Source organism: Psychrobacter sp. CAM01 (genome assembly GCF_032842965.1).
In the GTDB taxonomy this organism is placed as follows: Bacteria; Pseudomonadota; Gammaproteobacteria; order Pseudomonadales; family Moraxellaceae; genus Psychrobacter; species Psychrobacter celer.
The window spans coordinates 169,859-195,830 of the sequence record NZ_JAWJBL010000005.1 but is presented as its reverse complement, the minus strand read 5'-3'; the positions used below and the strand labels follow the sequence as shown (position 1 = coordinate 195,830).

The following is a 25,972-nucleotide window of genomic DNA, read 5'->3' as shown; positions in this document are numbered from 1 at the left end:
CACTCTACGCCATCAAATCTGCTTGGACAATCTCGATCCAGTAGCCATCGACGTCTTTGATAAAGGCGATGTTTTTCATGCTGCCATCTTCTGGACGTTTTTTAAATTCGACATTGTTTTTGTCAAACCAAGCCACCGCTTCTGCTAAATTGGGCACACTAAAGCAAATATGACCAAAGCCTTGCGGCCCACTATTGCCATCATGATAGCTAAAGTCGGCCTGACTCTCTGTGCCATAGTTATGGGTTAGCTCCAAGATACCGCGCTGACGAAAAGCAAAGATCTCTAGATCGGCACCTGACGGCAGATTCTCTCGCTCACTATCGGTCAGCTTGGCCAAAAAATACAAATCAAACTCCATCTCGGGGAATTTTTTGACCGCCAATAGAGTCATACCCAGCACCCCAGTATAAAACTCAAGCGACTTGGCAGGGTCTTTGACGCGTAGCATGGTATGGTTAAAGGTAAAGCCTGAGGTTTGCGCTGAGATCGGCTGAATACCTGCATGCGCGACGCTGCTGGCAGGCTGCGCGATAGTCGCTGCATCATCAAGAGAGGTTGAGCTAGACGCTGAATGAGACATAACAATCCTAATATACCTAATATAAAATTAATATAAAAAACAGATGAATCAGCAAGCGAATCACAGCATGGCGATGCGCTTGCTACTTTTATGATAATCAAAAATGCACCAATCTATGATAGGGTTTTGTAAGCAGAAAGCGCACCGCTCTGGTGTGAGGGCGGCTTTTGTCAAGTGAGTACCAAACCCCAAGCACAGATCAGTCTTCTAAAAACCGTACCTTACCGGTTTCTAAGTCGTACTCTGCCCCAACGATAAGCAGCTTACCACTCGTCGTCAAGTCCTCTAGGGCTCGGGAGCCATGTTTGAGCTGACTGACAGACATACGCACGTTGGCACTGATAGAGCGATCTAACAGCTCGTCGGCATCGACGTCTTGACCATTGGCAGTCGCCAGCTCGTGCAAATTGTAAACACTTGGACGAATACGATCGACGATAGACTGTAGGTTTGGCGTGTAGTTTTGTTCAGGGTTGATGAGCGCTTCTACGCAAGCGGTCACCGCGCCGCAGTGTGAGTGACCGAGCACCACCACCAGCTTGGTGCCGAATTTTTCAGCAGCAAACTCAACCGAGCCAATCTGTGAGGGTGCGACGACATTTCCTGCCACCCGAATCACAAACAAATCCCCTAATCCTTGGTCAAAGACAATCTCAACCGGTACGCGTGCATCTGAGCAGCCCAAGATAATCGCCAACGGGTCTTGATCACTGATAAGCTCTGGGCGCCTCTGCATCGCAGGATCTGGGTTGGTGAGGCTGTCGACGTAACGGGCGTTACCTTGTTTTAAAAGCTCAAGCGCTTCTTGACCGGTTTTGGGGCGTGTGTCGTTAGGCATGAGAAATCCTTTTTTTTCGAATGTTAAATGATAGATGGCTGCTCATATATCACGGATGAAGAAGAAGATGGATATATAGACCAAAAGACGGCCAATGGCGACGAGGTCATGCCGTACACTTTGGTGTCAGCCATGACATGATTGTATAGGAACACCGACAAAAAAATGCTAAAAACTTTTGTTTTAATGTCGTTAATATCGCTATAAATGCCTCTGCCACTGTCCCCAAGACCCTCATGCTCATGGTGAAATGCAACCCATTCGACATAAAACTGGCACACTGTATGCCAACACACTCTATGCTACTAGGACGGCATCTATTTTAAGTGGATTAACCATACAAAAACCGCGCTTAGGATAATACAATCTGCCCAAAAGAAAAACGCCCAAGCACATAAACGCCTTACTATTATACTACCGTAAAAGCCATATAACGAGCGCTATCGCCACCCGTGCCATCCGCGCCATCCGCTTTGTCTTGCGGGTATGACTCGCGTAACTGATAACGAAGTTGCACTGATTTATAGTAAGGGTTTGTTATAATACGCAATAACCAGACCATGCTCATGCCAGCCCTTGTCGTGCCCTACGCTAAAAAAGTACGGACAGGCAAGAGGCTTAGGAACCAGATTTATGACCCAATCTTCAGCAAACACGCATACAAACCCTGCGTCATCAGACACTGTACTGCTACAACTGACTGGCCTACAAAAAACCTACGATCAAACTGAGGTCTTAAAAGACATCAATCTCGATATCCAGCATGGTGAGTTTTTGACCCTGCTTGGCCCGTCAGGCTGCGGCAAGACCACGCTGCTACGTTTAATCGCGGGGTTTGAGCAGCCAACGGCAGGGGCGATTTATCTAGACGGCGTGCAGATGGCAGGGCTGTCCGCGGACAAGCGGCCGGTTAACACCGTGTTTCAGCAGTATGCGTTGTTTCCGCATATGAGCGTCGCGCAAAACGTCGCCTATGGCCTCAAGCTCAAAAAAGTACCCAAAGACGAGATTCGGTCGCGGGTACGTGAGATGCTGGCCATGGTGCAGCTAGAGCACTTAGCCAATCGCAAACCACAAGATCTGTCTGGCGGTCAGCAGCAGCGCGTGGCCATTGCGCGCGCGGTCATCAATCGCCCAAAACTACTGTTGCTCGATGAGCCATTATCGGCGCTCGATCACAAGCTGCGTCTGCAGATGCAGTCAGAGCTCAAACGCTTGCAGCGCGAGCTTGGCATCACCTTTGTCTTTGTCACTCATGATCAAGAAGAAGCACTGTCGATGTCCGACCGTATCGCGGTGATGAAAGACGGCAAGTTTCAGCAAATCGGTACACCAATCGAGATTTATGAAACCCCGGCCAATCTATTTACCGCCAAATTTATCGGTGAGACCAATCTGTTTAAGGCAGAGGTCAAAGGTGTGTACCCCGATCAGCCAGATCGTGATGGCCGCGTGACCAACGGCCGCATCGAGGTGGAAGTCTGTGAAGCGCAGGTGCAAGAAGGTAAAGCGACACTACGCAATCTACGCCGTCCTGCTTTTGCCAACGATGTACAAGTAGGCGACATCGTCAACCTACTGCTGCGCCCTGAAGACTTACGCATTTATGATCCCAAAGACGACAGTCATGCAGGCTTGCTGGGCCGTGTCATCGAGAGCAACTATAAAGGCAGTACCTTAGACTCGATTATCGAGCTGGCCAATGGTCATATTATCAAAGCCTCTGAATTTTTTGATGAAGACGATCCTAGCTTTGATTATAAGCTCAATGAAGCGGTCAAGGTGGCGTGGGTTGATGGCTGGGAGTGGGTATTGCCCGAAGACAATTTAACAGAACCACAAGCACCTGAGCAAAGCGCGGCTATACAAAAAACAGCTACACAAAAGGATGTCAGCTAATGGCGCGTACTAGCCGTTTTAACTTGGGTAATAAAAGCCCGTTTCGTACTGCAACGCTATGGCTCATCTGGGGTTGGCTGCTGATATTTGCTTTGTTGCCAAATATCTTGGTCATCGCGGTCAGTTTTTTGACCCGTGATAGCAGCGCCTTTATCAGTTTGCCCATTAATATCGACAGCTATCTACGTATGGTGGACCCGCTGTATTTTGAGGTGTTTGTGCACTCTCTATGGATGGCTGGTATCACCACGGTGATCTGTTTATTACTCGGCTATCCGTTTGCTTGGCTGGTCTCTAAAGCCCAGACGCGCTGGCAGCCACTGCTGATGATGCTTTTAATTTTGCCGTTTTGGACCAACTCTTTGGTGCGGACTTATGCGCTCAAATTATTGTTTGCCAATAATGGTTTGATCAATAAATCCCTACTGACGCTGGGTATCATCGACGCGCCTATCGATATCTTGTACACGCAAGGCGCGGTGATAGCAGGCCTGACGTATTTACTGTTCCCGTTTATGGTGCTGCCGCTGTATGCGGTCTTTACCGATTTGCGCAACGACATGCTGCTGGCCTCGCAAGATTTGGGTGCGTCAAAAACCCAGACCTTTTGGCACGTGGTGCTGCCACTGACCACGCCTGGGATTATCTCAGGGGTGCTTTTGGTGCTGTTGCCTGCGATGGGAATGTTTTATGTGGCGGACGTGCTGGGCGGCTCGCGTAACCTGCTGGTGGGCAATATCATCAAAAACCAGTTTTTGGACGCGCGTGATTGGCCCTTTGGTGCAGCGGCCAGTGTATTATTGACACTGGCGATGGCCGTGCTATTGCTGGCTTATCGTGCCAGTAGCCGCCGCATTGGCAAGACAGATTTTAATGAGGTGGCCTAATGCCTGATAACCAACGCCACATCAAACCATCGAGCCTCGGCAGTATCGCGGCCAAAGGCTATCTTGGCCTGATTTATGCTTTGCTATATCTGCCTATCATCGTCTTGGTGGTGATGTCATTTAACAAGTCAAAAATCGGCTACAACTGGGGCGGCTTTAGCCTCAAATGGTACGAGTCGCTATTTAACAACCAAGCGATGCTCGATGCATTTTGGCATTCTATCGTCTTGGGTTTGGTCGCTGCCACCGTCTCAACCTTAATCGGCACGCTCACCGCCCTTGCCCTACATCGTTACGACTTTCGCGGTAAAGGCTTATTAAACGGGCTGTTGTTTGTGCTGATGATGTCGCCTGAGATTGTCCTTGCGATTTCACTATTGGCATTATTTTTGTTAATTGGGCTACAGTTAGGCTTTGTCTCGCTGCTGCTTGCTCATATCACCTTTTGCTTGCCCTTCGTGGTCATTACCGTATTTGCACGCCTTAGCAGCTTAGATGAGCGCTTGATGGAAGCGGCGCGCGACTTGGGCGCTAGTGAATCGACCATGGTACGCACCGTCCTGATTCCTGTCATCTTGCCTGCGGTGATGGCAGGTTGGTTACTGGCCTTTACCTTATCACTCGATGATGTGGTGGTATCGACCTTTGTCACGGGGCCTAGCTATGAGATTTTGCCGCTACGGATTTATTCGATGGTACGCGTCGGCCTCAAACCTGAGGTCAACGCCATCGGTACGTTGCTACTGGTAGCCTCTTTGGTACTGGTCGTCATCTCACAGCTATTATTACGGCGACGCTAGACGTTGAAGGCTGGCTGATGGCAGGCACTTGATAAAAATATTTGAGTGGAATTCACCGATAGATTGTTTATAATGAATTTTTCTCACTCAAGTGCTTAGGTTATCTTATGTTAGAGCTCCGTCATCTTAATACATTGACGGCACTGCGCGCGCATGGCTCGCTGGCTGCGGCCGCCGATGAGCTGCATGTCACCGCCTCTGCCGTCTCGCATCAGCTAAAAGAGCTGGAAAACTATTATGATGTCAGCCTCGTCAATCGCCGCACGCGCCCGCTGAGCTTTACCCCAGCAGGTAAGATAGTGCTGGCATTGGCCGACAGCATCCTACCGCAAGTCACCCGCACCAAATCCAACCTAAAACGCCTCGCCCACGGGCAGGCTGGTCGCCTGCGTCTGGCCTCTGAGTGCCATAGCTGCTTTGATTGGCTGATGCCGATACTCAACCAGTATCGCCGCGAGTGGTCGGATGTAGAGCTGGACTTCGCCACAGGGTTTGAGCCGGAGCCGCATCATTTACTAATGGAAGGTGATATTGACCTGCTTATCACCACCAGTGATTTGCCGATAGAGGGTATCAGCTATCAGCCGCTATTTGAGTATGAGAGCCGTTTGGTACTGTCGCCCACGCATGACTTGTCGGCGCAAGACTTTATCGCGCCTCATGACTTAATCGATGAAACCTTGATCGCCTATCCAGTCGAAGCCAAACGCCTCGATATCATCGCGGGCTTTATGACGCCAAGCGATGTGAGCTTCAAAAATGTCCGTACCACAGAGCTGACGGCGATGCTGATACAGCTGGTCGCCAGTGAGCGCGGTGTGGCTGCTCTCCCCGATTGGGTAGTGGCGGAGTATGAGAAAAAAGGCTGGGTGGTATCCCGTCCATTGGGAGACGGCGTGCATTGTCAGCTATATGCTGCAACGCGCACGGTAAGTTTAGATATGGCTTATATGCAGGGGTTTGCTAACCTTTTGGAGGGAATTGTGAAGCCGTTGTAGGGTTTATATTTAAATAATGGGGCGCGGTTACAATAGTATCAATATGAAAGAAGGTTTTTGTTTTACGACATTGAAAGCGTAGCGTAGTGTTTCAATCTCTTTGATTAGCAAATCACTTGATCTATCAACAAGGTTAACGGTTAGAAAATAGCTAGCGCCTTGAACGTAGTGTCTGCGATATTGCATGGTATTCTACGAGTAATAGGGTATAGTTAATCTTAATCTATCGTGTTGGGTGTCGCAAGCTCCACCCAACCTACGGGCTAAAGAGAACTTATTAGAGAGAAGCCATGCCACTATTTAGAAACTCACTCATAAGCAAGACAACAATTTTTTTAGTAGCAGCAATGTTTTCTGTGTCAGTGATAGCTATGGACTTTAGACAAAACTTAAGGTTGGCTAATCAAGGCAATGCTTCTGCTCAGTACAATCTTGGAGTGATGTATTATAAGGGCAAAGGGGTACTTCGAGATAATACAAAGGCGTTCGAATGGTTTCAAAAAGCCGCTGATCAAGGCAATGCTAAAGCTCAGTTTAATCTTGAGGCAATGTACAGTAATGGTGAAAGTGCGTATCCATATAAGATCGCATCACAAGGAATATCTGAGTCTGCAGCAGCATTTGTTCGTTCACCAGCCATAGCTCAAGCTGAAGCAGATATAAAAGAAGCTCAAGCTGCAGTAGGTATAGAAACTGCTCAGAATGAATTAGATGATGCCGATCGCTTAGCTACTACTTCAAAAGCTACTACAGGAAAAATGTATATTTACAAGGACCGAGGTGGACAAGTCTTACTCACAAACGTTACACCTAGTAGTAATTTTGATAAGTTCACTAAAAAAACAAAAGTAACTCATTATAAAGATAGAGAGAGAAAATGGGAGCGCCAGTTAAATAAGAAACCAGCCGCCAGAATTGGTATGTCTCATAAACAAGTTTTGAGTGATACCAACTGGGGTAGACCTAAAGATGTAAGGACAACTATTGATGCGTCAGGAACGTTAGAACGATGGATGTATAGCAGCACTCACTCCCTCTACTTTAAAGGCGGCAAATTAATTAAGATAGAAAAGTAAACCTTGATACTTTCACAAATTCTGTGTAGCTAGAGGTCATTCAATCTATGAGGACCTCTATATGTATACCCCTAAACGAACCAATTACTTTGCCATTAAAGCCTATTAATAGACTACCTAAAACAGACTGCAATAAAGGAACGACTTATATCAGTCCCCTAAGTAAGCAACATCTAGCAAAGCTTACAAAACCAGCTTAAAAAAATAAAAGCCAAGCGCGGTTGCTAGCAATGTCAGCCCAACGTGCAGACCGATCAATGCCAGACCTGCCAGCAGTCGCCCATCATGGATAAAGCCAAACACTTCAGCGCTAAAGGTGCTAAAAGTCGTCAGCCCGCCCAAAAACCCTGTTATCACAAATACCCGTAGATGATCAGGCAAACTGCTCCCCATGCGCTCAAACCACACCAGCGCCAGACCGATCAGCAGACCGCCCAAGACATTCGCGCCAAGCGTACCAAGCGGTATCCAGCTATGTACGGGGTTAAAACGCGACAGCCACGCCCGCAGGCAAGCGCCAAGTGCTGCTCCCAAACCAATGGCAAGCCACTGCATAGATTATCCTTCCTTTGTATGGCTTTTCAACTGTATATGGCTGCTAAACATTAAACCGCAGGTAACTCCGTCATCGGCCAACGCGGTACGCAGCTGACGGCTAGATCATCAGCCTGCCCTGCTTGCAGACGCTCAAAGCCAGCATAAGCAATCATCGCTCCATTATCGGTACATAACGCTGGTGGCGCGTAATGCACGGTGGCATTGATCTTGGCCAGCTCACGCTCCAAGGTCTTCCGCAAGTGCGTATTGGCGCTGACCCCACCTGCGATGACTAGGCGACTCATCTCTACTTGTTTTAACGCCTTCACGCATTTTTTGACTAGCGTATCGACCATGGCATGTTGGAAGCTGGCGGCAATATCGGCGCGCACTTGTGGGTCGCTGCCAGAGCCATCTGTATCCTTAATAAGATTATGCACCGCTGTTTTCATACCGCTAAAAGAAAAGTCCAGTCCACGGTGCAGCATCGGACGCGGCAAATCATAAGCACTGGGGTCGCCATTTTCGGCTAATTTAGCGATATTAGGGCCACCAGGATACGGCAGGCCGAGCATTTTGGCCGCTTTATCAAAGCACTCACCCGCGGCATCATCGATGGACTCACCTAGGATTTCATATTGTCCAATACCCTGTGCGGCGATCAGCTGCGTGTGACCGCCAGATACCAGTAGCGAGACAAACGGAAACGCTGGCGGATTGGCACCCATCAGCGGCGCCAGCAGATGCCCTTCCATATGATGGACCCCAATCGCAGGGACATCCAGGCCGTATGCCAAGCTGCGACCAAATAGCGCGCCCGTCATCAGCGCACCGATCAGGCCTGGGCCTTTGGTATACGCGACGGCATCGAGCTCGCTTTTTTTGACATCACACTGCTCGAGCAGCTCATTGAGCAATGGCACCAGCTTGCGAATATGATCGCGGCTGGCAAGCTCGGGTACCACGCCGCCATAAAGGGCGTGCAGCTCTATTTGTGAATACAGTACCTGCCCGACCAAACCTTGATTGTCGCTACCCATTTGCTCACTGTCAAAGATCGCCAGCCCCGTCTCATCACAAGACGTCTCTAAACCCAATACTTTCATGTTTTTGCCTTCATCATACCTTGGTCTGCGTGTTGGTTTTGACCACGCTTTTATCTGCGACTCTCTATCTAAGCACTTGCACAAAAAAACCGCCATTGTCTGTCACAATGACGGCCATTTTAGCAAATTTCAATGGCTCATATCGCCTAAATCAGCTCACGGCAGCTACCATATAATCGACCGCTGCATAAACCTCCGCTTCGCTTACCTTGTCAGTCGCCTGCGCGGGCATCTTGTTAAAGCCCTGCGCTGAGTGCATATGTAGCGTATCTATACCCTTAGCAAGACGCGGCGTCCACGCTGCTTTATCACCGTATTTTGGTGCATCGAGCAGACCTGCTTCGTGGCAGACCTTACAGTTGGACTCGTATAGCTTCGCCCCTGCGTCAGCCGCTAGTACCTCAGGCTCATCTGGGGTTGGTGGCTCGACTGTTTCGGCCGGTTCAGCTGTCGTCGTTGCTGGCGCTTCTACTGCATCTGGCTCAGACGTCTGCGGTTCAGACGTTAACGGCTCAGACGCTTCAGGCGCGGCGGCAGGTGCCTCCTCTACTGCCGTGCTCGTTTCGGCAGGCGCGTCAGCGGGCGGCTCGGCAGTATTATTGTCACTACAAGCGCTTAGCATCAATAATGCACTGATGCTGATGGCCGATACGGTCAATGTATTTATACGCTGTGGTTTGTTCATCATGATCACACCTCTATTTGCTATTGTATATCGATGGCTGCCGACGACAGCGCATACACTGATAGACCATCAAAAGAGTGTTACTCGTTGGTCGCAGGCTCAGCATCGGCGTCTGCTTCCGCATCACTAGCTGGCATGGCAGCTGCGCTATCAGCATCCGCGGCCTCAGCAGTGTCAGCATCTACTGCCTCACCCTGGGCCTCTGTGCCTTCAGTATCGGTACTTTCATCATCAGTGCTTTCTGTCGTCATCGGCGCTGTCTCGGGGAAGTCCATTTGTTCAGCGGCAGGGGCGTTGCTACGGGCAAGCTCAGAGGCTTCATCAACGCGGTCTTTGGCCAACACTTGATGCGACTCGCCCTCTTTGTCGCCACTACACGCGCTGATACCAAAGCCTAAAGCGACGATAAATGCGGTGCTTAGCGCCGTATTTAGTACGGATTTTTTCATTGCAACATCCTCAATAAAGTGCACATAAAACGATTGATATGATGCAAATAATCATAGCATAAACTCTACCCAAACCGTTATAGACAGTAGGGTTTTTTCTTGTTGGTCATACTTGCCAAAAACGGCTCTACGGATGCATATAGTCCATCTCACCTTGCAGTGACCAATCACACCTTATCACGACATGAGTCGCTTTTGTTTGGTATTAATGACGCCGCTGCACTGTACCAGTGGACAAAAGGGCGCAACTTAATGATAATTATGGATTAATCAGCAAAAACCATTGACTTTACGGCTCTTTTTTATTAAAATACTCGCCCTTGTGCTCTAGTACAAAATTGTCCTAGTTTGAGCTGATGCCGGTAATCTTGAGATATTACGGCTAAATACTACTATACAGCCAAACTAATGCCCTTATATCTCATCCTAATCAAGGAGTCTTCATGCCTGCAGTTAAGGTTAAAGAAAACGAACCAGTTGACATCGCTATCCGTCGTTTCAAACGTGCTTGTGAAAAAGCCGGCGTACTATCAGACGTACGTAAGCGTGAGTTTTATGAAAAACCAACGCAAGTACGCAAGCGCAAAAAAGCCGCTGCTGTAAAGCGTTATAAGAAAAAATTGCAACGCGAAACCATTCGTACCACTCGTATGTACTAATCACTTATTTGATTAGCTAAATACCAGCGCTACAGGAACGCCACTGCTATCGATCGATATCAGTGGCGTTTTTTGTGCTACAATTTTTGTTATTATTATTGATATATTGTTATCAGCTCATACTGTATTCATAAAACTATACTCATAAAACCATATCCATAAAAAACACCAGCGCAGGCTGTTTTTATGGCACGCTTCCCTAATCTCTAACCCATAAGGATAATAACAATGAGCCAACTCAAACAAACACTGTCAGACAGCATCAAAGCTTCTATGAAAGCGCGTGAGCTCGAGCGCGTCAAGGTGCTACGCAACGTGCAGTCAGTCGTCAAACAAATCGAGATCGACCGTCAGACCGAGCTAGACGATGCCGCCGTCTTAGAAGTCTTGCAAAAGCAGCTAAAACAGCGCCAAGAGTCACTCGGTATCTTTACCGAAAACGGCCGTGATGATTTGGCAGCCAAAGAACAGTTTGAGATCGATGTCATTAATGAGTTTATGCCTGCCCAGATGGACGATGACGAGCTTGCCGCCTTGGTCAATGCAGAGATTCAAGCACAAGGCGCAACATCGATGCGCGATATGGGCAGTGTCATGGGCGCGCTAAAGAGCAAAACAGCAGGCCGCGCCGACCCTGCCACCATCTCAAAGCTGGTCAAAAACGCGCTACAAGGCTAAGCGCTGCAAATCTAAGTATAACGGTTTCGCGTGAGCAGCTGTATATCAGTGAGCATTTACATCAGTAAGTGCCCAAATCAATAACCGTCTAAGTCAATAACCGTCTAAGGCTCAAAGTCTTGGGCGGTTTTTACGTTTTTGATTTCAGCATTGATATTGGCCAATAGCGGGCGCGCGCTACCAGCTTGCGCAGTGTTTTGGAGATTGTCTGCCAGCTGCTTGGCTTGTGTCAACGAGGTGAGCGCGGCATCATAACGCCCACTCCACAGCTGGTCATGACTGCGATAGCGCAACGCATTGATGGTGGCGATATTGGCCAGCTTTGGTGTGGTGGTGGTTTTGGCCAGTTTTTCGTTGGCCAATTGCAGGCTTTGCCACGCATAGCGGTCACTTGGCTGCTGCTGAGTCAAAGGCTTGAGTAATGCCTGCGCTTGGAGCGGCTGATTGCTATTGGTCAGCGCCTCTGCCAAATAGAGTCGCAGGTCACGGCGCTCAGGATATAGGCGCTGCTGACTGGCCAGAATGTCCGCCGCTTTTGCCCAATTGCCTTGCTCAGCTAACAACTGGCTATGAGTAATCGATAAAAGTGGCTCTAGTCGTTGACGCCGAGCTGCGGGCAGTTTGCTTAGCGATGCAAGTACCTCATTGGCATCATCAAAGCGCTGCTGCTCACCATACCAGTGCATCAATGCCAGCTTGGCCCCAACGCTGTTTTTGGCGGCTGTCGTCAGCACCGTTTCTGACGCATGCTGACCTGTACTCTGTACGCGCCAATAAAGCAGATCAAACAGTGCTTGGTGGCGCTGCTGCTCGGACAATGATAAAGGTGGATAATGCTGGGCTCGGCTTTGCGATTCGCTCAAACGCTCGTTGCTCAGTGGATGCGAGCGCACAAAGCTTGGTAAAAATCGATTTTCAACTTGATTGAGCTGGCTTTGCTGATTCATAGTGGCAAAAAACCTTGGCATCGCCCTTGGATCATAACCCGCTTGGGTCATAATTTGCATGCCCACACGGTCGGCCTCGCGCTCGTTATTACGGCTAAACGCCATGCTGCTGTTCATCGTCGCCGTCTGGCTCCCCATCATCACGGCCGCGGCAGCATCTCCATCGACCGCCGATGCGGCAATGGCTGCCAGCATACCGCCTATCTGCATCAGTAGCGCTTTTTTGCGCTCGTCTGCCCCGCTCTCATAGTGGCGTTGACTAATATGAGCAACTTCGTGAGCAACGACGCTTGCCAGTTCATCCATACTACTGGCGGCGAGTATCGTCCCTGTATTAATACCGATGACGCCCCCTGGCGCGGCAAAAGCGTTGATACTTGGATTATCAATAATGACCAAGCCCATCGGTGCCTGCTGTCTTGCTTGCGCATTGAGCCGCCATGTCATGTCTTTGACGGTCTCGTGTATCCACGGGTCATGCTCCATCTTGATGCTTTTATTGATATTGCGTAATGACCACTCACCGAGCAGCTTATTTTGATACTGCTCAGCAAAGCTCAGCCCTTGCCCGCGTAAGCTTGGCAAACTTAGCTCTTGTGTGTCAGTGGACTGCCAAGAATCATAAGGCGCAGACAGCGCTTGGCGCAAATCGCTGCCGGCGGCGTGGCTACTCTTAGGGGTCACAGCGGTCATCGCCGATATGGTCAATATCGCCGCTGATAGGATAGATAAGGATAGCCGGTGAGCCATGCTGCGCCTATGGATAGAGACAGCATCAGGCGTCAGCAAAGTCGGCGACGATGCTACTTCATAGGCGACTGTACGGCCTTTGAGCGATTGATGAAAATTAAACAAATGCGCATCCTATACAAATAAATCCTAACGTCGTTTCGACTATACGAGCTTGTTTGGGCAAAATCAATTGTCCCGCGCCTGTGACTACCAATCACCACGCAGACCGTCACGATTGTGCAACATGACTGTGCAATCGTTATCTCATTATCATTCTAATGAACCGAATATGACGTTGACTATATTCAACTGCAATCGCCCGTGCGCTATTTGTTATAATGACAAACCATCACCCCTCTCTTAAGTTAAAACCCTCGCATACGATAAGGTTTGTTTATGTCTGCCGATAGTCAGCCCATTACCCGCCCCGCCTCTGACGTTATTTACTTTGCGGCGGATTTGCCTGCAACTGAGCAACAGCAAAGCTGCGAGCTGCTACGATTGCTGGGTGACGCAGTACTCATCAGCGATACGCCGCTGGACATGATACCGCCGCGCCTGACGATAAAAAAACTGGTCGACGGCCGCGGACTGCCCTGCCCGATGCCTTTATTAAAGGCCAAAGTGGCTCTGCGTGAGGTGGCAGCAGGCGAGTCGCTATATGTGGTGGCGACCGACCCCAACTCACAAGCAGATATCACCGCGTTTTGTCGCCAAAGCCAGCAAACGGGCAGCGCAGCACCCTTGTCTTTAAGCGTCCATGAAGTGACCTATCAACCTGCCAATGACGATAAATCTGTCGCGCATTTCGATACAATATATCACTTCATCATTACCAAAACCGATAGCAACTAACGATGGCTATCCTTTACAATTACAACTATAAAGATTTTTATCTGACGATTTGCTTAACTATTTAACCAAGGTCAAAAATATGGCTAATCCTTCTAATAATGCTGCAAAAACGAGTAAAAAAGACGAGGCAGCGCCGATAAAAAATGAAGCACGCGATGCGGCGCTAAAAGCCGCGGCCGAGCGGCCACCCTACGACGCTCGCACCCTTGGCGACACTAGCACCCGTGACTTGGTGCCTGCGATGCCGACCCACTTGTCCGCGCCAGGCGTCAACTTGGGTGCCTATATCAATACCGTCCATCAAATCCCCATCTTGACACCGACCCAAGAGCAGGAGCTGGCGCATCGCTACTATGACGAAGGCGATGTAGAAGCGGCGCGCTTATTGGTGATGTCACATCTGCGTTTTGTCATTCATATCGCTCGTAGCTATTCAGGCTACGGATTGCCGCAGGCGGACTTGATTCAAGAAGGTAACTTAGGGCTGATGAAGGCGGTCAAACGCTTTGATCCTAATAAAGGCGTACGTTTGGTATCCTTTGCCGTTCATTGGATCAAGGCGGAGATTCATGAGTTTGTGATTCGTAACTGGCGTATCGTCAAAGTCGCTACCACCAAAGCGCACCGTAAGCTGTTTTTTAATTTACGCAGCTTAAAGAAAACCAACAACCAGCTAACGCTAGAAGAAGCGGATGCCATTGCCAAGGACTTAAACGTCACGCGTAAGCAAGTGCTAGAGATGGAATCGCGCCTGACCTCTTACGACGCCTCATTTGAAGCGCAATCTAGCGATGATGACGATGGCCGCTATGCGCCGCAGTTGTTTTTAGAAGATGGCATCGACCCCGCCGAGCAGCTCGAAGAAGAAGACTGGGAAGAAAACAATTCCTCAGCACTGCTTGCTGCGATGGGCACATTGGATGATCGCTCACGTGACATCGTCGAGCAGCGCTGGCTCTCTGAGCAAAAATCCACCTTGCATGAGCTGGCAGCAGTCTACTCTATCTCAGCGGAGCGCGTGCGCCAGATCGAAAAAAACGCCATGGACAAGATTCGCGATGCCATGACCATCGATAGCGTTATCTTACCTGATGACATTCAATAGACAGCACAGAGTACAAGGTAATAGGATCGCTAGTTCATGGCAATAGATAATGCAGAGCATGATGCAGTACATAACACGAGTTTTTCTATGGTAAATTGGATAGGAATTGCGGCAATTAATATGGCCATTGCCGTGGCTCTAGGGGCATTTGGCGCGCATGGTCTAAAAAACCTCGTCAGTCTGCAGCAGTTAGAGTGGTGGCATACCGCAACGCTGTATTTATTTGTCCATGCGCTCGGTCTGCTGATCGTCGGCGTGTTGATACGTCTAAGGTACGTCGCGCAAACCCCTGCATGGCTGCTACAAATCGGTATTATCATATTTGCTGGTAGCCTATATGCGATGACGCTGGGCGCGCCGCGCTGGTTTGGCGCTATCACGCCTATCGGCGGCGTTCTGATGATAGCAGGCTGGCTATGGCTGGCGATATCCGCGTTTGCCATCAAGTCGGTAGCCGCAAAATAGCTTGTCATCGCTGATAGCCATGATAAAAAAACGATAAAAAGTAAGGCGACTGATAGTATGACCTATATATCAGCGCCGATGAAAGGAACAAGACTGCATTAGGGAGCATCTGTTATGAGTACCATTAGTGTCAACGGTAAACATCTACAAACCACACACCAGACGGTGCAGCTGGTCATCAATGAGCTGGGCCTGAGTAAAGGTCGCTATGCGGTAGAAGTCGACGGCGAGCTGATACCAAAAAGTGAGCTTGCTGGCATGCGTGTCAAAGAAGGCATGAGCATCGAAGTGGTACAAGCCGTCGGCGGTGGCTAGGTCTTAACGACCGTATAGCTATTTACCCTGTCGTTACGTATCGTCAGTTCTACATAAAATCGCTATGCTAATAATAAGCGGCTCTGATTAAATAGCTCTGATATAGCAACCGGCTTTGATATAGTAAATGGCGAAAAAAAGACCTTAGCACTTATGAGCTAAGGTCTTTTATTTTGTGACGTTTATTTGTTTATAAGAAATTAAGGCCTAATAGAGTAATGACATTATAATAGTAGTTGTATTGTTCTACGCCCTATTAGGCCCTAATGGGATCATACTGCTGGCGCTATCTCGGCTGGCGTCACATCCTGATAACGCCCATCACGTCCTGCCCCTTGCGTTTTCTTACGCTCTTGACGGGTTTTGTACTTACGGACTTGTCTATCGAGCTTGTCGGCCATGTCGTTGATGGCTTTGTACATATCATCTTCACATGCCTGAACAAACATCTCTTGACCCGCCACTCGCATAATGGCTTCGGCCTTATGGCTCTTCATGCCGCCGTCACTGGCGCCGCTATTATCGAGCGATAGTATCACTTTAATACTCTGTATCTGATCAAAATGTCGCTCTACTTTTTCTAGCTTTTCGCGAACTGCCTTGTCCATGGCTTCGGTAACACTGATATGATGACCACTGATAGAAACATTCATATTACTGTCCTTTTGTTTATGACTCACAATCAACAGATGACATAGCCGTCCTGCCTGTATCACCCTGCCTTACCAACAACTCATTAATCAAATCTAAGACCTTTGTTAGCTATGTCTCTGATAGATAGACCGTTAGCAACCAGTATCTTTAGCAAAAAATCAACGTACCCTTATATCGTCTCTTTGATTGTTAATGAAGATAAATACCGTAAAGGTAAATACATTCTATAAATACGTACTAAGGTTAAACACTTAGATTTTGTACTTGGGTTTCGTTGTTGGTATGACTCTAATTTGTCATGAAAGCGGCGTAGTAGCAAGCCATTAAATTGTAATTAAATGTAATAAAAACTGTTGTTTCTATCAAGTTTCTATATAATCAAAAAATTTTATTTTTTATAACTAGATATAGAGTGCAGCAACACAGCAGCATGGTCTATGGCTGATATCGACGCAAAAAAATAACGCCGCTCATATCGTGATACTAGCGGCGCTATTTTAGTTTTCGAGCATATAAAATAAAATGGGCTAAAGACATATCTATTCGAAAATAAGCGCCTGAACACGAGTGCTTGAAGATAAAAAGATGCGTTAGTATTTTTGTCTACGCTGGGTGGACGAGCCGATATTCATCGCTTCACGGTACTTGGCCACCGTACGCCGAGCGATATCGATACCATCAGCCAATAGCGTCTCTTTGATACGTCTGTCTGATAAGGGCTTTTTGGGGTCTTCGTCGGCGATCAGCTGTTTTATCATGACGCTAATAGCGGTCGATGAGATATCACCATCTGCGCTGCTAACATGCGAAGAAAAAAAGTGCTTAAGCGAAAATAAGCCCTGCGGTGTCAAAATGGTTTTGCTGGTGGTCAAGCGTGAGACCGTCGATTCGTGCAGCCCGACCTCATCGGCAATGGCTTTGAGAACCAATGGCTGCATGGCGGTGGCACCCTGCTGCAAAAACGCTTGTTGATGATGCACGATGCTGGTCGCGACTTTTAGTAGGTTTTGATTGCGCTCTTCGATACTCCTGATAAATAATCTGGCATCGGTGAGGTTGTCACGCAGGTACTGATTATCAAGGCTATCATCACCGCGCTTGACCAAGCTGGCGTACTCTTGATTGACCCGTAGCTTGGGTAGCGTCTCAGGGTTTAGGCGTACTTGCCAGCCGGCCTCCTGCGCGTCAGGCAAACCCGTAGGGCGACGAATGGGTGTGACTAGCACATCGGGTATGTCGTAGCTGTCTGGCGACTGAGCATAATCAGGCTGATTTTTTTGAAAGGCAACGCCTGGTAACGGGGTCAATGTGCGCAGTAACGTCAAGGCAGGCATGATGTCCTCAGGGGTCAGCCCTGTGTGCTCGGTCAATGCCTTGATATTATTGCTGACCAAATACTCACTGGCAGATAAAAGCGCGTGAGCTTCTTTTAGATATGCGGTACTAGGATCGAGCTTTGCGAGCTGCAGGGCAAGGCATTCGCTTAAATCACGAGCGCCAACGCCAAGTGGATCGCAAGACTGGACAATACGAAGCACGGCCAATATCTCATCGCGCTCGACACGCTCCTCCCACTGATAAAAGCTGGCCATGGTATCCAAGCTCTGTAACAGCTCATCGATATCGAGCCGAACAAACCCCATCTCATCCATCGAATCTATCAAATACTCAGCGATCAAGGTATCGGTGTCTGATAAACGCTTAAAGTTTAGTTGCCAACGCACATGGTCTTGAATAGTGGCAGAGGTGCCCCCTTGATAGCTATCAAAGTCCTCATTCGCGTGCGGCGCGCTGCTGCTAGTTGGACTGCTCGCGGCGGATGCATAGTTATCGGTATGATAGTTATCTGTACGATAGTCAGCGACACTGTCATCATTGTAGGCCGCTGCGTCGAAGTCCGTTAGATTATCATCACCTGCAGGATCGCCGTTTGTCTCCAGACCAGCTGTCGCCAAACGGTCAATATCTACGTCTACGCCACTATCTGCCCCATACTCGCCCGTCTCTTTTGCGGTGCTACTAAACGCATCGGTGGCCGTCGTCTGATTCCAATCATCAAGCGTCAAGCTATGCGTAGCCGCCTCCATACTGTCGTTCGCGCCGCTGTCAGAGCCCTCACCATCGCCATATTCTTCATCGTCCTCGATGCGTTCGAGCAGAGGATTGCTATCGAGCTTGGCCTGAACCTCTTGCGCCAGCTCAAGACTAGAGAGCTGCAGCAACTTAATGGCTTGCTGCATCTGCGGGGTCAGTTTTTGTGAGGTGCTCAGCGTAGTTGCCAATCCGAACGACATACTCATGGGTGGCTTATTACACTCCGACGATAGTGATAGTCAATAAACAACTGGCTAAAATTGCGATTTAGCCCTAACAGGACACGACGATAGCATTTTTTGTTGCAATTTTGCTACGATAATTTATGCCTAGCCCAGATACGCTTATTTTACTATTACTATAAAACCTTCTAAAATCAATATTTTCGCTATCATTGCTGGCATGCCGACACAGACAACTGGCAAAGCCTGCAAAAGCTCAATATGAAAATAAACAACAAAACCAACGACAACTAAAACACAATTGAGAATACTATGAACCACAACCAAGCAAACGACCAATCATTTGCCGTCGCTGCCATTCAAATGAATAGCCAGCAGGACATCGAGCAAAACCTAGCAGACATAGAGACGGCCATTAGCGCCGCCGCCCAGCAAGGCGCCCACATGGTGGTGCTACCAGAAAACTGCTGTAGTATGGGGCAACAGTCTGCCACAGCCAAGCGCTTCGATGAGCTATCATCGACGATAGCAGGCTATGCCAGCACTCATGGTATCTATGTGCTGGCAGGCTCATTGCCTTGCCCTTATCGCCCTGATGGTATCGTCGTCCCTGACGGCAGGCTGCGTCAAGTCAGCCAAGTGTTTGCCCCTGACGGTACGCGCGTGGCTCGCTATGACAAGATTCATCTGTTTACCGCGACAGTCGCTGACAAAACAGGCAGCTATAATGAAGCGGCGACCTTTGAGCCTGGCACCCAAACCGTCGTGGCACCGCTAGAGACTGATGATATGGTCTACCAGCTGGGTATGATGGTCTGCTTTGATTTGCGTTTTCCAGCGTTGGCTCAGCGCCTGCGTCAAGCCGGGGCGGATATGCTGAGCGCTCCTTCAGCCTTTACCTATTTGACTGGGCAAGCGCATTGGTCACTGCTGTTACGGGCACGGGCACTAGACAGTCAATGCATGGTGATTGGGGCGGCGCAAGGGGGAGACCACACTTATCAGGACGGTCACACACGGCAGACATGGGGACATGCTGCCATCACCGGCTACGATGGCACGGTGCTCAGCAGCTACGATGACAGCGAGCTACAAAAAATGAGCGCCACAGAAAACCAGGGCTATGCCATGGTGATGGCATCTTTAGAAAAATCGCAACAGCAGCAAGGACGACAAAAATTGCCGATTTTTGACTGTCACCGTTTGGCGTAAAGCTGTCTGACAAATAATTTGATGATTAAATTGTTAATAGGGCAATGCCGTCACAAGGCACAAGACGATAGAACCTTATAGATAAGGCCAAACCTACTCGGTATCACCATCAACTTGTGTGTGAGTGGCACGCGGATGAGCGCGGTCATAAACCTGCGTGAGCTTGGCAAAATCAACATGGGTATAGATTTGTGTGGTACTGATATCACTGTGTCCGAGCATTTCTTGTACCGCACGCAGGTCGCCACTGCCTGAGAGCATGTGTGAGGCAAAACAGTGGCGCAGCAAATGTGGATACATGTTTTGGGCGATACCAGCGCGGGCAGCGGCCACTTTTAGGCGCTGCTGCACTGCTCTGGTCGATAGGCGGGTGCCCAGCTTTTCGCTGATAAACAACGCGGTGTCCATCTGCTCAACCCATAGCTCACGGTGTGGCAGATAGCGGCGTATGGCCTCAGCAGCTTTGCGCCCTAGCGGTAGCAAACGCGTTTTGTTGCCTTTTCCTGTGACGCGCACGCGTAAGTCAGACAAATCGATATCGCTCATATCAAGTGCCACCAGCTCGCCGACACGAAGACCACTGCTATATAGCAGCTCAAACATCGCCTTATCACGTAACCAAAGGCGCGCCTGCTCTGGGGTATCGGGCACTTCTTGCTCAAGCAATTGGGTGAGTAAATCGACATCCGCGATAGACGGTAGAGGTCTGGCACTGCGTTTGAGCTGATAACCAGTGGTTGGGTTGATACGGGCTACACCCTCCTCTATCAGCCAACCATAAAAATGGCGAATGGCAGACAGCTCCTGTTGGACGCTGGCCAGGGCAAGCTTGTCTTCATCGAGGCGCTGGCTGATATGCTGAGCCAACTGACGTTTGTCACAGCGCGTCCATGTCAGACGCTTGCCCCGCAAAAACAGCGCCAGCTGATTTAACCCAGCAAAATAAGCCGTCAAGGTGTGCTCAGAATGATTGCGTACCGACAAGGTGTTGAGCCAGCGATGCACTGGGGACAGCAGCTCACGCAGTGCCGCATCGGCCTCTCTGTTTGCCGCCAGCGAGCCTGAGCGCCGCGCTTTTGAGGCGTCGTCTACTGCTAAAGCTGCCGCTCGCTCTAAGTCTTGTGTTTGACTGGTGCGTCGCTGCGCCTTGTTATGAGACATCCTTTTGCTGGACATGACCATCGCTGTTACCTACTCGCTAAACGTACACGCTGGGCGATTTTTATTAGCCCTCAGAGCTTGGTTTGATACCCGCTTGCGCCATCAGCCCATCCGGACTAAACACCCCTTCGTAGACAAAGGCCGTCGGGCCGGTCATCATCACCGAATAACCAGGCTGCCACTTGATAATCATGCTACCGCCATATAGCTGCGCGCGTATCTCTTCGCCCTCGTCGAGCCAGCCTTCACGAATACCGACAGCCACCGCCGCACAGGCACCTGTACCACACGCTTGGGTCTCGCCCACGCCGCGCTCATAGACACGCAAGCGAATGTGCCGCTGATTCATGATTTGCATAAAGCCGACATTAACCCGCTCTGGAAAAGCAGGGTGCGACTCGATGGCTTTACCTAACATCTCGACATCAGCGCTTAAGACGTCATCGACCTTGATTACCGCATGGGGATTGCCCATATTGGCCACATAAAGCTGCACAGGCGTGCCATCGACATCGAGATGATAGGCGTTTTGAATCTTGGTAGTGGCTTTTGGGGTAAAGGGAATCTCATCTGGCTCAAACTTGGGCTTGCCCATATCGACCTCGACCCAGCCGTAACGGTCGGTGGTCAACGAGATGATGCCGCTGGCCGTCTCGACACGCAGGCGCTGTTTAAATGATAGCTTTCGTGCCTGCACAAAACGAGCAAAGCAGCGCGCGCCATTGCCGCACTGTTCTACCTCTGTACCATCGGTATTAAAAATACGATAGCTAAAATCCACGTCAGGACGCATCGGCGGCTCGACGACCAATAACTGATCAAAGCCGATACCGAGATGACGATCGCCCAACAATTGCACCAACTCTCTGGTGAGATCTAAGCGCTGGGTCACCAAATCGATGACCATAAAATCATTGCCCAGACCATGCATTTTTGTAAATTCTATTAGCATACCCTTGATATCCTATCCTAATTTTTATGTATGCGTTATATTAGCACGCTGTCAGATACAATGATAATTATCACCGTTAAATACCCAATTATCGTCATCAGTTCGGCCATACTGGCTAGGGCGTGTCCTGCCACAGCTGCTCATCTGCATAGAGCGCCTCGACTGTCTCGCGCTGGCGAATCAGTTGATGACGCTCGCCCGCTACCATGACTTCACTGGCGCGCGGGCGTGAGTTGTAGTTACTACTCATGGTAAAGCCATAAGCCCCCGCTCCTGTGATGGCCAGCGTATCGCCTGTCTGTAAGGAAAGCAGACGATCTTTTGCCAAAAAGTCGCCTGTCTCACAGATAGCGCCGACGATATCCCACGTTTGGGTATCAGGCGTCTCGATACCAGCGCTTGGCAGCACAGTCGGTATCACTGCCATTTCAGCCTGATAGAGCGCTGGACGGATCAAATCATTCATTGCCGCATCGACGATGGCAAAGTTTTTGTGCGCTGTCGGCTTGAGGACATCAACTCGGGTCAACAGCACGCCTGCATTGGCCACGATGCTACGGCCCGGCTCAAAAAACACCGTCAATCCCAGCTCACTCAGCTTAGGCAGTAACGCTTGCGCGAAGTCCTCGATAGATACTGGCATCTCGTCGATATAGCGGACGCCAAGGCCCCCGCCTAAATCGATATGACGCAGCTCAATACCGTTATCACGTAAACCCTGTATCAGCTCAATGACTTTATCTAATGCCGCCACAAAAGGCGCCACTTCTGTCAGCTGCGAGCCAATATGACAGTCAATACCGACAATCTCAATATGCGATAAAGTCGCGGCTTGCTGATAGACCGCGAGCGCTTCTTGGTGCGCGACACCAAACTTATTGTCTTTTAGGCCCGTTGAGATATATGGATGGGTCTTGGCATCGACGTCTGGATTGACGCGTAGCGAGATCGGTGCAGGCTTATCCAGCATCTTTGCTACCTCATTGATCAGCGCAAGCTCGCTGATAGACTCGATGTTAAAGCAGCCGATACCTTGGGTGAGGGCATATTCAATATCGCCATAGGTTTTGCCGACACCTGAGAATACCACGCGATCAGCCCTACCGCCTGCCGCCAGCACGCGCATTAGCTCACCACGCGAGACGATATCAAATCCAGCGCCCGCCTGTGCCAGCACCCCTAACACCGCAAGGTTTGAGTTGGCCTTTACGGCGTAGCATATCTGATGCTCTACACTGGCAAAGCTTTTGCTATAGGCGTGATAAACGTCCAATATTGCTTGTTTGGAGTATACATAGCATGGCGTGCCGTAGTGCTTGACCACCTCATCGACATTGACCTGCTCCATATGCAGTGCGCCATCGCGATAATCCAGCGCAGGCAGATGGGCAGTTAGCGCCTGCGGGTCGATATACAGCCCTTGTGCGGTTTGGGTAGTGACGGATTCGCCGATTTTTTGCTCAGAATGACTCATATAAATATCTCTACATTGATCAAGGTATTAAGAAGATGGCAAGGACAAAAATGCACGACTAGCGCGGCAACAGCCCTATCAAAGATAGCATGACTAGCATATAAACGACTCTCAAACACTGCCATAACAGTGTGGACACCGAAACAATCAAGCTCACAAGCTGACTTATACTAAAAGCGGCTGCCCTGGGATGCTTAGTTGCTAGTTGCTTAGTGAATTCATAATTTACTAGTTTGGTCATTTGCCTTAGTAGTCGTTGGGATCGGTACTGGGCGCTGGTAGCTGCCAATCATGGCGCGGCTGATACTTATCATCATCAATACCAGCAAAGGCGGCATCTTGCGGATGGCTGGTACTGCCGAACGTCTCTGTGCTTTGCTGCACTGTTTGGTTGCTATCATCTATCAGATACAGGCCGCCCTTTTGCCCGCAGCCTGATAAAACCAGCAGTGATACGGCACTCATGATAAATACTGGCTTCATAGAAGAAAGGCCGGCGCGGCGATGAGCGACTGCGCTGGGTGCGTTCTGGAGATGAGTCGAGCGGCGAGTGAAAAGCATAGCGTGAATGACCTATGTGAATGACCGATAATGGTGTATATAACAGCATGGTGTATATGACAACATATAGTGAGCTCAGTATAAAAACTGATACAGTGCGACTGGGATGGATTTTTCCCAGCATCGAGCGTCGCAGGCACAGTACGCCAAAAAAACTGATACCAGCTCTGCGTCGAAATATAACGTATCTGTTTTATTTAGAATCGACTATAAATAAGCGAATGATTCCGCCAAAAAAGCATCCATGGGCGGATTGGGTAATCGCATTATGACATAAAGCGCCCCCTATACTGAACATGATAGGGCAATAAATTCCTCATCGCTTTCTTGGCGGACAAACGGACAGTTTTTGAGCACAAAAAAGCGCATTATCCTGATTTAGACAAACTTTCTTACAATTTTTATTGGCTGCTATTTTTTGTGTTAACGCTCGATAGACATTGACTACACTCGGTGTACAGTTGTATTGACCAAGCAACGATTTATGGCTTTAACCCTGATAGTTATCATGGTATAGCCACAAAAATGTGTTACATTATAGACGGACCTTGCGACTGTGTTTGGGTGCTAGCGGGCAACTCAACACACACTGAATGACCGTGACAGCCAAGGATATCTCAAATCAGCCATATGCTTGCTGGACCTGTGTCAGCTTGGATATCGCTGGTTTTTGTGTATTACCCCGCGACTCATTTGCTGAGTCACCATTTAACAAAAACCATCTAAGGATAGAGAGAATATGAGCGACAGCCTAAATCCCAATTTTTACGACCAAAACGCAGAAACTTCAACCCTAACCAACCCTACCTTAGTCCTCAACTGCGGCTCTTCTTCTATCAAATACGCCCTCATCAGCGAAGATAACTCTATCCGTATCACTGGGCTGGCCGAAAACTTAGGCCTTGACACCGCCCGTATCAAACACACCACCATCAATGGCGATAAGCTAGAAATCTCTATCCCAGGCGGCCGGCACAAACTGGCCTTACAAAAAATCCTTGAGTTATTAGAGCAGTATCACTTTATCGCTGTCGGACACCGCGTGGTCCATGGTGGCCGCGAGTACTCAGAAGCAGTACGTGTCGATGAGCATGTCTTAGACGAAGTCAAACGCCTAAAAATATTGGCTCCGCTACACAACCCAGCTCACGCTTTGGGCATCGAAGCGGTACAAGCCATCTACCCCGAGATTCCGCAGGTGGTGGTTTTTGATACCGCCTTTCACCAAACCATGCCGCCGGTGGCGTTTCGCTACCCAGTACCAAAAGCCCTCTACGAAGAGCATAAAATCCGCCGCTATGGCTTTCATGGCACCTCTCATGCCTATGTCTCAGAGCGCGCCAGTGAAATCACTCAAACAAAAGGCCCGCATGGCTGGCTGACCGCGCATTTGGGCAACGGCTGCTCGGCGACCGCTGTCTATGATGGCAAGAGTCTGGATACCAGCATGGGGCTGACCCCGCTCGAGGGCTTGATGATGGGTACCCGTAGTGGCGATGTCGATCCAAGTTTACACATGCATCTAAAGCGCCAGCTTGATATGAGCTTAGAAGACATCGATGCGATGCTCAATAACGAAAGTGGCCTACTGGGTATCTCAGGGCTATCGAACGACCTGCGTACAGTCGAAGAAGCGGCCAACGAAGGCCACCAAGATGCCCAACTGGCTATCGAGATGTTCTGCTACCGCGTGGGTAAATATCTGGCCAGCTTAAGCTGTGCGCTGCCTGAGCTGACAGGTATCGTCTTTACCGGTGGTATCGGTGAAAACTCGGTCACCACGCGTACTCGTATCTTAGAGGTGATGCGTCATTTTGGTATCAAGGTCGATGCCAACAAAAACGCAGGGCTGTTTGGCGGTAGCGAAGGCAGTTTCCACGCAGAGGACAGCCATCTGGAGCTTTGGGTCGTCCCAACGGACGAAGAATGCCGCATCGCTCAAGAAACTCGTGAAGCCTTGAGCCTCGCCTAGATTCTGTCTGCTGACAGATCCATCGTTAGGATGGGTTTGTCAGCGTTTTTGTCCGTGCCTTTGAGGAGTGCTATCAAAAAGCGCGGCATCCATCTG

The 25,972-nt window shown here is 49.3% G+C and carries 26 protein-coding genes; 13 read left to right on the top strand and 13 right to left on the bottom strand.

Annotated elements, in window-relative coordinates:
- Positions 1 to 4 precede the first annotated feature (4 nt).
- Positions 5 to 583, bottom strand: coding sequence for a lactoylglutathione lyase (gene gloA / locus R0I52_RS02480; RefSeq protein ID WP_317053011.1), 579 nt, complete (start codon positions 581 to 583; stop codon positions 5 to 7).
- 199 nt (positions 584 to 782) lie between these two features.
- Positions 783 to 1,421 (bottom strand): carbonic anhydrase, encoded by a 639-nt coding sequence (locus R0I52_RS02475; protein WP_075101817.1) that lies wholly within the window; start codon positions 1,419 to 1,421, stop codon positions 783 to 785.
- A gap of 633 nt (positions 1,422 to 2,054) precedes the next feature.
- Between R0I52_RS02475 and potA the strand changes: the two genes are divergently transcribed.
- The 5 genes from potA (at position 2,055) to R0I52_RS02450 (ending at position 7,081) form a co-directional block, all read left to right on the top strand.
- Positions 2,055 to 3,320 carry a spermidine/putrescine ABC transporter ATP-binding protein PotA gene (gene potA / locus R0I52_RS02470; RefSeq protein WP_317053010.1) on the top strand — a complete coding sequence of 422 codons (1,266 nt, stop codon included), beginning with the start codon at positions 2,055 to 2,057 and terminating at the stop codon, positions 3,318 to 3,320.
- Complete coding sequence (gene potB / locus R0I52_RS02465; RefSeq protein WP_299189606.1) at positions 3,320 to 4,207, top strand: spermidine/putrescine ABC transporter permease PotB; 888 nt, start codon at positions 3,320 to 3,322, stop codon at positions 4,205 to 4,207. The genes potA and potB overlap by 1 nt, the downstream gene beginning before the upstream one ends.
- Positions 4,207 to 5,007 carry a spermidine/putrescine ABC transporter permease PotC gene (gene potC / locus R0I52_RS02460; RefSeq protein ID WP_317053009.1) on the top strand — a complete coding sequence of 267 codons (801 nt, stop codon included), beginning with the start codon at positions 4,207 to 4,209 and terminating at the stop codon, positions 5,005 to 5,007. The genes potB and potC overlap by 1 nt, the downstream gene beginning before the upstream one ends.
- A 107-nt stretch (positions 5,008 to 5,114) precedes the next feature.
- Entirely contained in the window at positions 5,115 to 6,005 is an 891-nt protein-coding gene (locus R0I52_RS02455; protein ID WP_317053008.1) for a LysR family transcriptional regulator, read from the top strand.
- Positions 6,006 to 6,295: 290 nt separating this feature from the next.
- Positions 6,296 to 7,081, top strand: coding sequence for a tetratricopeptide repeat protein (locus R0I52_RS02450; RefSeq protein WP_317053007.1), 786 nt, complete (start codon positions 6,296 to 6,298; stop codon positions 7,079 to 7,081).
- Positions 7,082 to 7,264: 183 nt separating this feature from the next.
- On the opposite strand, the gene crcB is transcribed toward R0I52_RS02450, so the two are convergent.
- From crcB to R0I52_RS02430, 4 genes are all read right to left on the bottom strand, one after another.
- Positions 7,265 to 7,636 (bottom strand): fluoride efflux transporter CrcB, encoded by a 372-nt coding sequence (crcB, locus tag R0I52_RS02445; RefSeq protein ID WP_317053006.1) that lies wholly within the window; start codon positions 7,634 to 7,636, stop codon positions 7,265 to 7,267.
- A 50-nt stretch (positions 7,637 to 7,686) separates the two neighbouring features.
- Positions 7,687 to 8,724, bottom strand: coding sequence for a tRNA (adenosine(37)-N6)-threonylcarbamoyltransferase complex transferase subunit TsaD (tsaD, locus tag R0I52_RS02440; protein ID WP_317053005.1), 1,038 nt, complete (start codon positions 8,722 to 8,724; stop codon positions 7,687 to 7,689).
- Positions 8,725 to 8,875: 151 nt separating this feature from the next.
- Complete coding sequence (locus R0I52_RS02435; protein WP_317053004.1) at positions 8,876 to 9,412, bottom strand: c-type cytochrome; 537 nt, start codon at positions 9,410 to 9,412, stop codon at positions 8,876 to 8,878.
- A gap of 77 nt (positions 9,413 to 9,489) precedes the next feature.
- Positions 9,490 to 9,858: a hypothetical protein gene (locus R0I52_RS02430; RefSeq protein ID WP_317053003.1), complete on the bottom strand. Its 369-nt coding sequence runs from the start codon at positions 9,856 to 9,858 to the stop codon at positions 9,490 to 9,492.
- A gap of 443 nt (positions 9,859 to 10,301) precedes the next feature.
- On the opposite strand from R0I52_RS02430, the gene rpsU reads away from it, so the two are divergent.
- Together rpsU and R0I52_RS02420 are read left to right on the top strand one after the other, a co-directional pair.
- Positions 10,302 to 10,517, top strand: a complete 216-nt coding sequence (gene rpsU / locus R0I52_RS02425) for a 30S ribosomal protein S21 (RefSeq protein WP_010195908.1) — start codon at positions 10,302 to 10,304, stop codon at positions 10,515 to 10,517.
- Positions 10,518 to 10,745: 228 nt separating this feature from the next.
- On the top strand, positions 10,746 to 11,195 hold the full coding sequence (locus R0I52_RS02420; RefSeq protein ID WP_317053002.1) for a GatB/YqeY domain-containing protein: 450 nt from the start codon (positions 10,746 to 10,748) through the stop codon (positions 11,193 to 11,195).
- A 104-nt stretch (positions 11,196 to 11,299) separates the two neighbouring features.
- Here the strand turns inward: R0I52_RS02420 and R0I52_RS02415 are convergent, their stop codons facing one another.
- Positions 11,300 to 12,997, bottom strand: coding sequence for a M48 family metalloprotease (locus R0I52_RS02415; RefSeq protein ID WP_317053001.1), 1,698 nt, complete (start codon positions 12,995 to 12,997; stop codon positions 11,300 to 11,302).
- Positions 12,998 to 13,270: 273 nt separating this feature from the next.
- On the opposite strand from R0I52_RS02415, the gene R0I52_RS02410 reads away from it, so the two are divergent.
- The 4 genes from R0I52_RS02410 (at position 13,271) to thiS (ending at position 15,614) form a co-directional block, all read left to right on the top strand.
- Positions 13,271 to 13,729, top strand: a complete 459-nt coding sequence (locus R0I52_RS02410) for a sulfurtransferase TusA family protein (protein ID WP_317053000.1) — start codon at positions 13,271 to 13,273, stop codon at positions 13,727 to 13,729.
- Positions 13,730 to 13,970: 241 nt separating this feature from the next.
- Positions 13,971 to 14,834 carry an RNA polymerase sigma factor RpoH gene (gene rpoH, locus R0I52_RS02405; RefSeq protein WP_198335748.1) on the top strand — a complete coding sequence of 288 codons (864 nt, stop codon included), beginning with the start codon at positions 13,971 to 13,973 and terminating at the stop codon, positions 14,832 to 14,834.
- An 87-nt stretch (positions 14,835 to 14,921) separates the two neighbouring features.
- Positions 14,922 to 15,299, top strand: coding sequence for a DUF423 domain-containing protein (locus R0I52_RS02400; protein ID WP_317053084.1), 378 nt, complete (start codon positions 14,922 to 14,924; stop codon positions 15,297 to 15,299).
- A 114-nt stretch (positions 15,300 to 15,413) separates the two neighbouring features.
- Positions 15,414 to 15,614, top strand: a complete 201-nt coding sequence (thiS, locus tag R0I52_RS02395; protein ID WP_075101831.1) for a sulfur carrier protein ThiS — start codon at positions 15,414 to 15,416, stop codon at positions 15,612 to 15,614.
- Positions 15,615 to 15,886: 272 nt separating this feature from the next.
- Here thiS and hpf read toward each other — a convergent pair whose 3' ends face one another.
- Both hpf and rpoN read right to left on the bottom strand, forming a co-directional pair.
- Positions 15,887 to 16,267, bottom strand: a complete 381-nt coding sequence (gene hpf / locus R0I52_RS02390; protein WP_105244686.1) for a ribosome hibernation-promoting factor, HPF/YfiA family — start codon at positions 16,265 to 16,267, stop codon at positions 15,887 to 15,889.
- Between the two features lie 591 nt (positions 16,268 to 16,858).
- A complete protein-coding gene (gene rpoN, locus R0I52_RS02385) occupies positions 16,859 to 18,568 on the bottom strand; it encodes an RNA polymerase factor sigma-54 (protein WP_317052999.1) in 1,710 nt (569 codons plus the stop codon).
- Positions 18,569 to 18,856: 288 nt separating this feature from the next.
- Between rpoN and R0I52_RS02380 the strand changes: the two genes are divergently transcribed.
- Complete coding sequence (locus tag R0I52_RS02380) at positions 18,857 to 19,756, top strand: carbon-nitrogen hydrolase family protein (protein WP_317052998.1); 900 nt, start codon at positions 18,857 to 18,859, stop codon at positions 19,754 to 19,756.
- A 93-nt stretch (positions 19,757 to 19,849) separates the two neighbouring features.
- On the opposite strand, the gene R0I52_RS02375 is transcribed toward R0I52_RS02380, so the two are convergent.
- The 4 genes from R0I52_RS02375 to lptM all read right to left on the bottom strand — a co-directional run bounded on the left by R0I52_RS02375 (position 19,850) and on the right by lptM (position 23,904).
- Complete coding sequence (locus R0I52_RS02375) at positions 19,850 to 20,917, bottom strand: tyrosine recombinase XerC (RefSeq protein ID WP_317052997.1); 1,068 nt, start codon at positions 20,915 to 20,917, stop codon at positions 19,850 to 19,852.
- A gap of 64 nt (positions 20,918 to 20,981) precedes the next feature.
- The gene (dapF, locus tag R0I52_RS02370; protein WP_100748787.1) at positions 20,982 to 21,869 is read right to left on the bottom strand and encodes a diaminopimelate epimerase; all 888 of its coding nucleotides are present in this window, start codon (positions 21,867 to 21,869) and stop codon (positions 20,982 to 20,984) included.
- Between the two features lie 115 nt (positions 21,870 to 21,984).
- Complete coding sequence (gene lysA, locus R0I52_RS02365) at positions 21,985 to 23,343, bottom strand: diaminopimelate decarboxylase (RefSeq protein WP_317052996.1); 1,359 nt, start codon at positions 23,341 to 23,343, stop codon at positions 21,985 to 21,987.
- 246 nt (positions 23,344 to 23,589) lie between these two features.
- Complete coding sequence (gene lptM, locus R0I52_RS02360; protein WP_317052995.1) at positions 23,590 to 23,904, bottom strand: LPS translocon maturation chaperone LptM; 315 nt, start codon at positions 23,902 to 23,904, stop codon at positions 23,590 to 23,592.
- 739 nt (positions 23,905 to 24,643) lie between these two features.
- Here lptM and R0I52_RS02355 point away from each other — a divergent pair.
- Positions 24,644 to 25,876 (top strand): acetate kinase, encoded by a 1,233-nt coding sequence (locus R0I52_RS02355; protein ID WP_317052994.1) that lies wholly within the window; start codon positions 24,644 to 24,646, stop codon positions 25,874 to 25,876.
- Positions 25,877 to 25,972 lie beyond the last annotated feature (96 nt).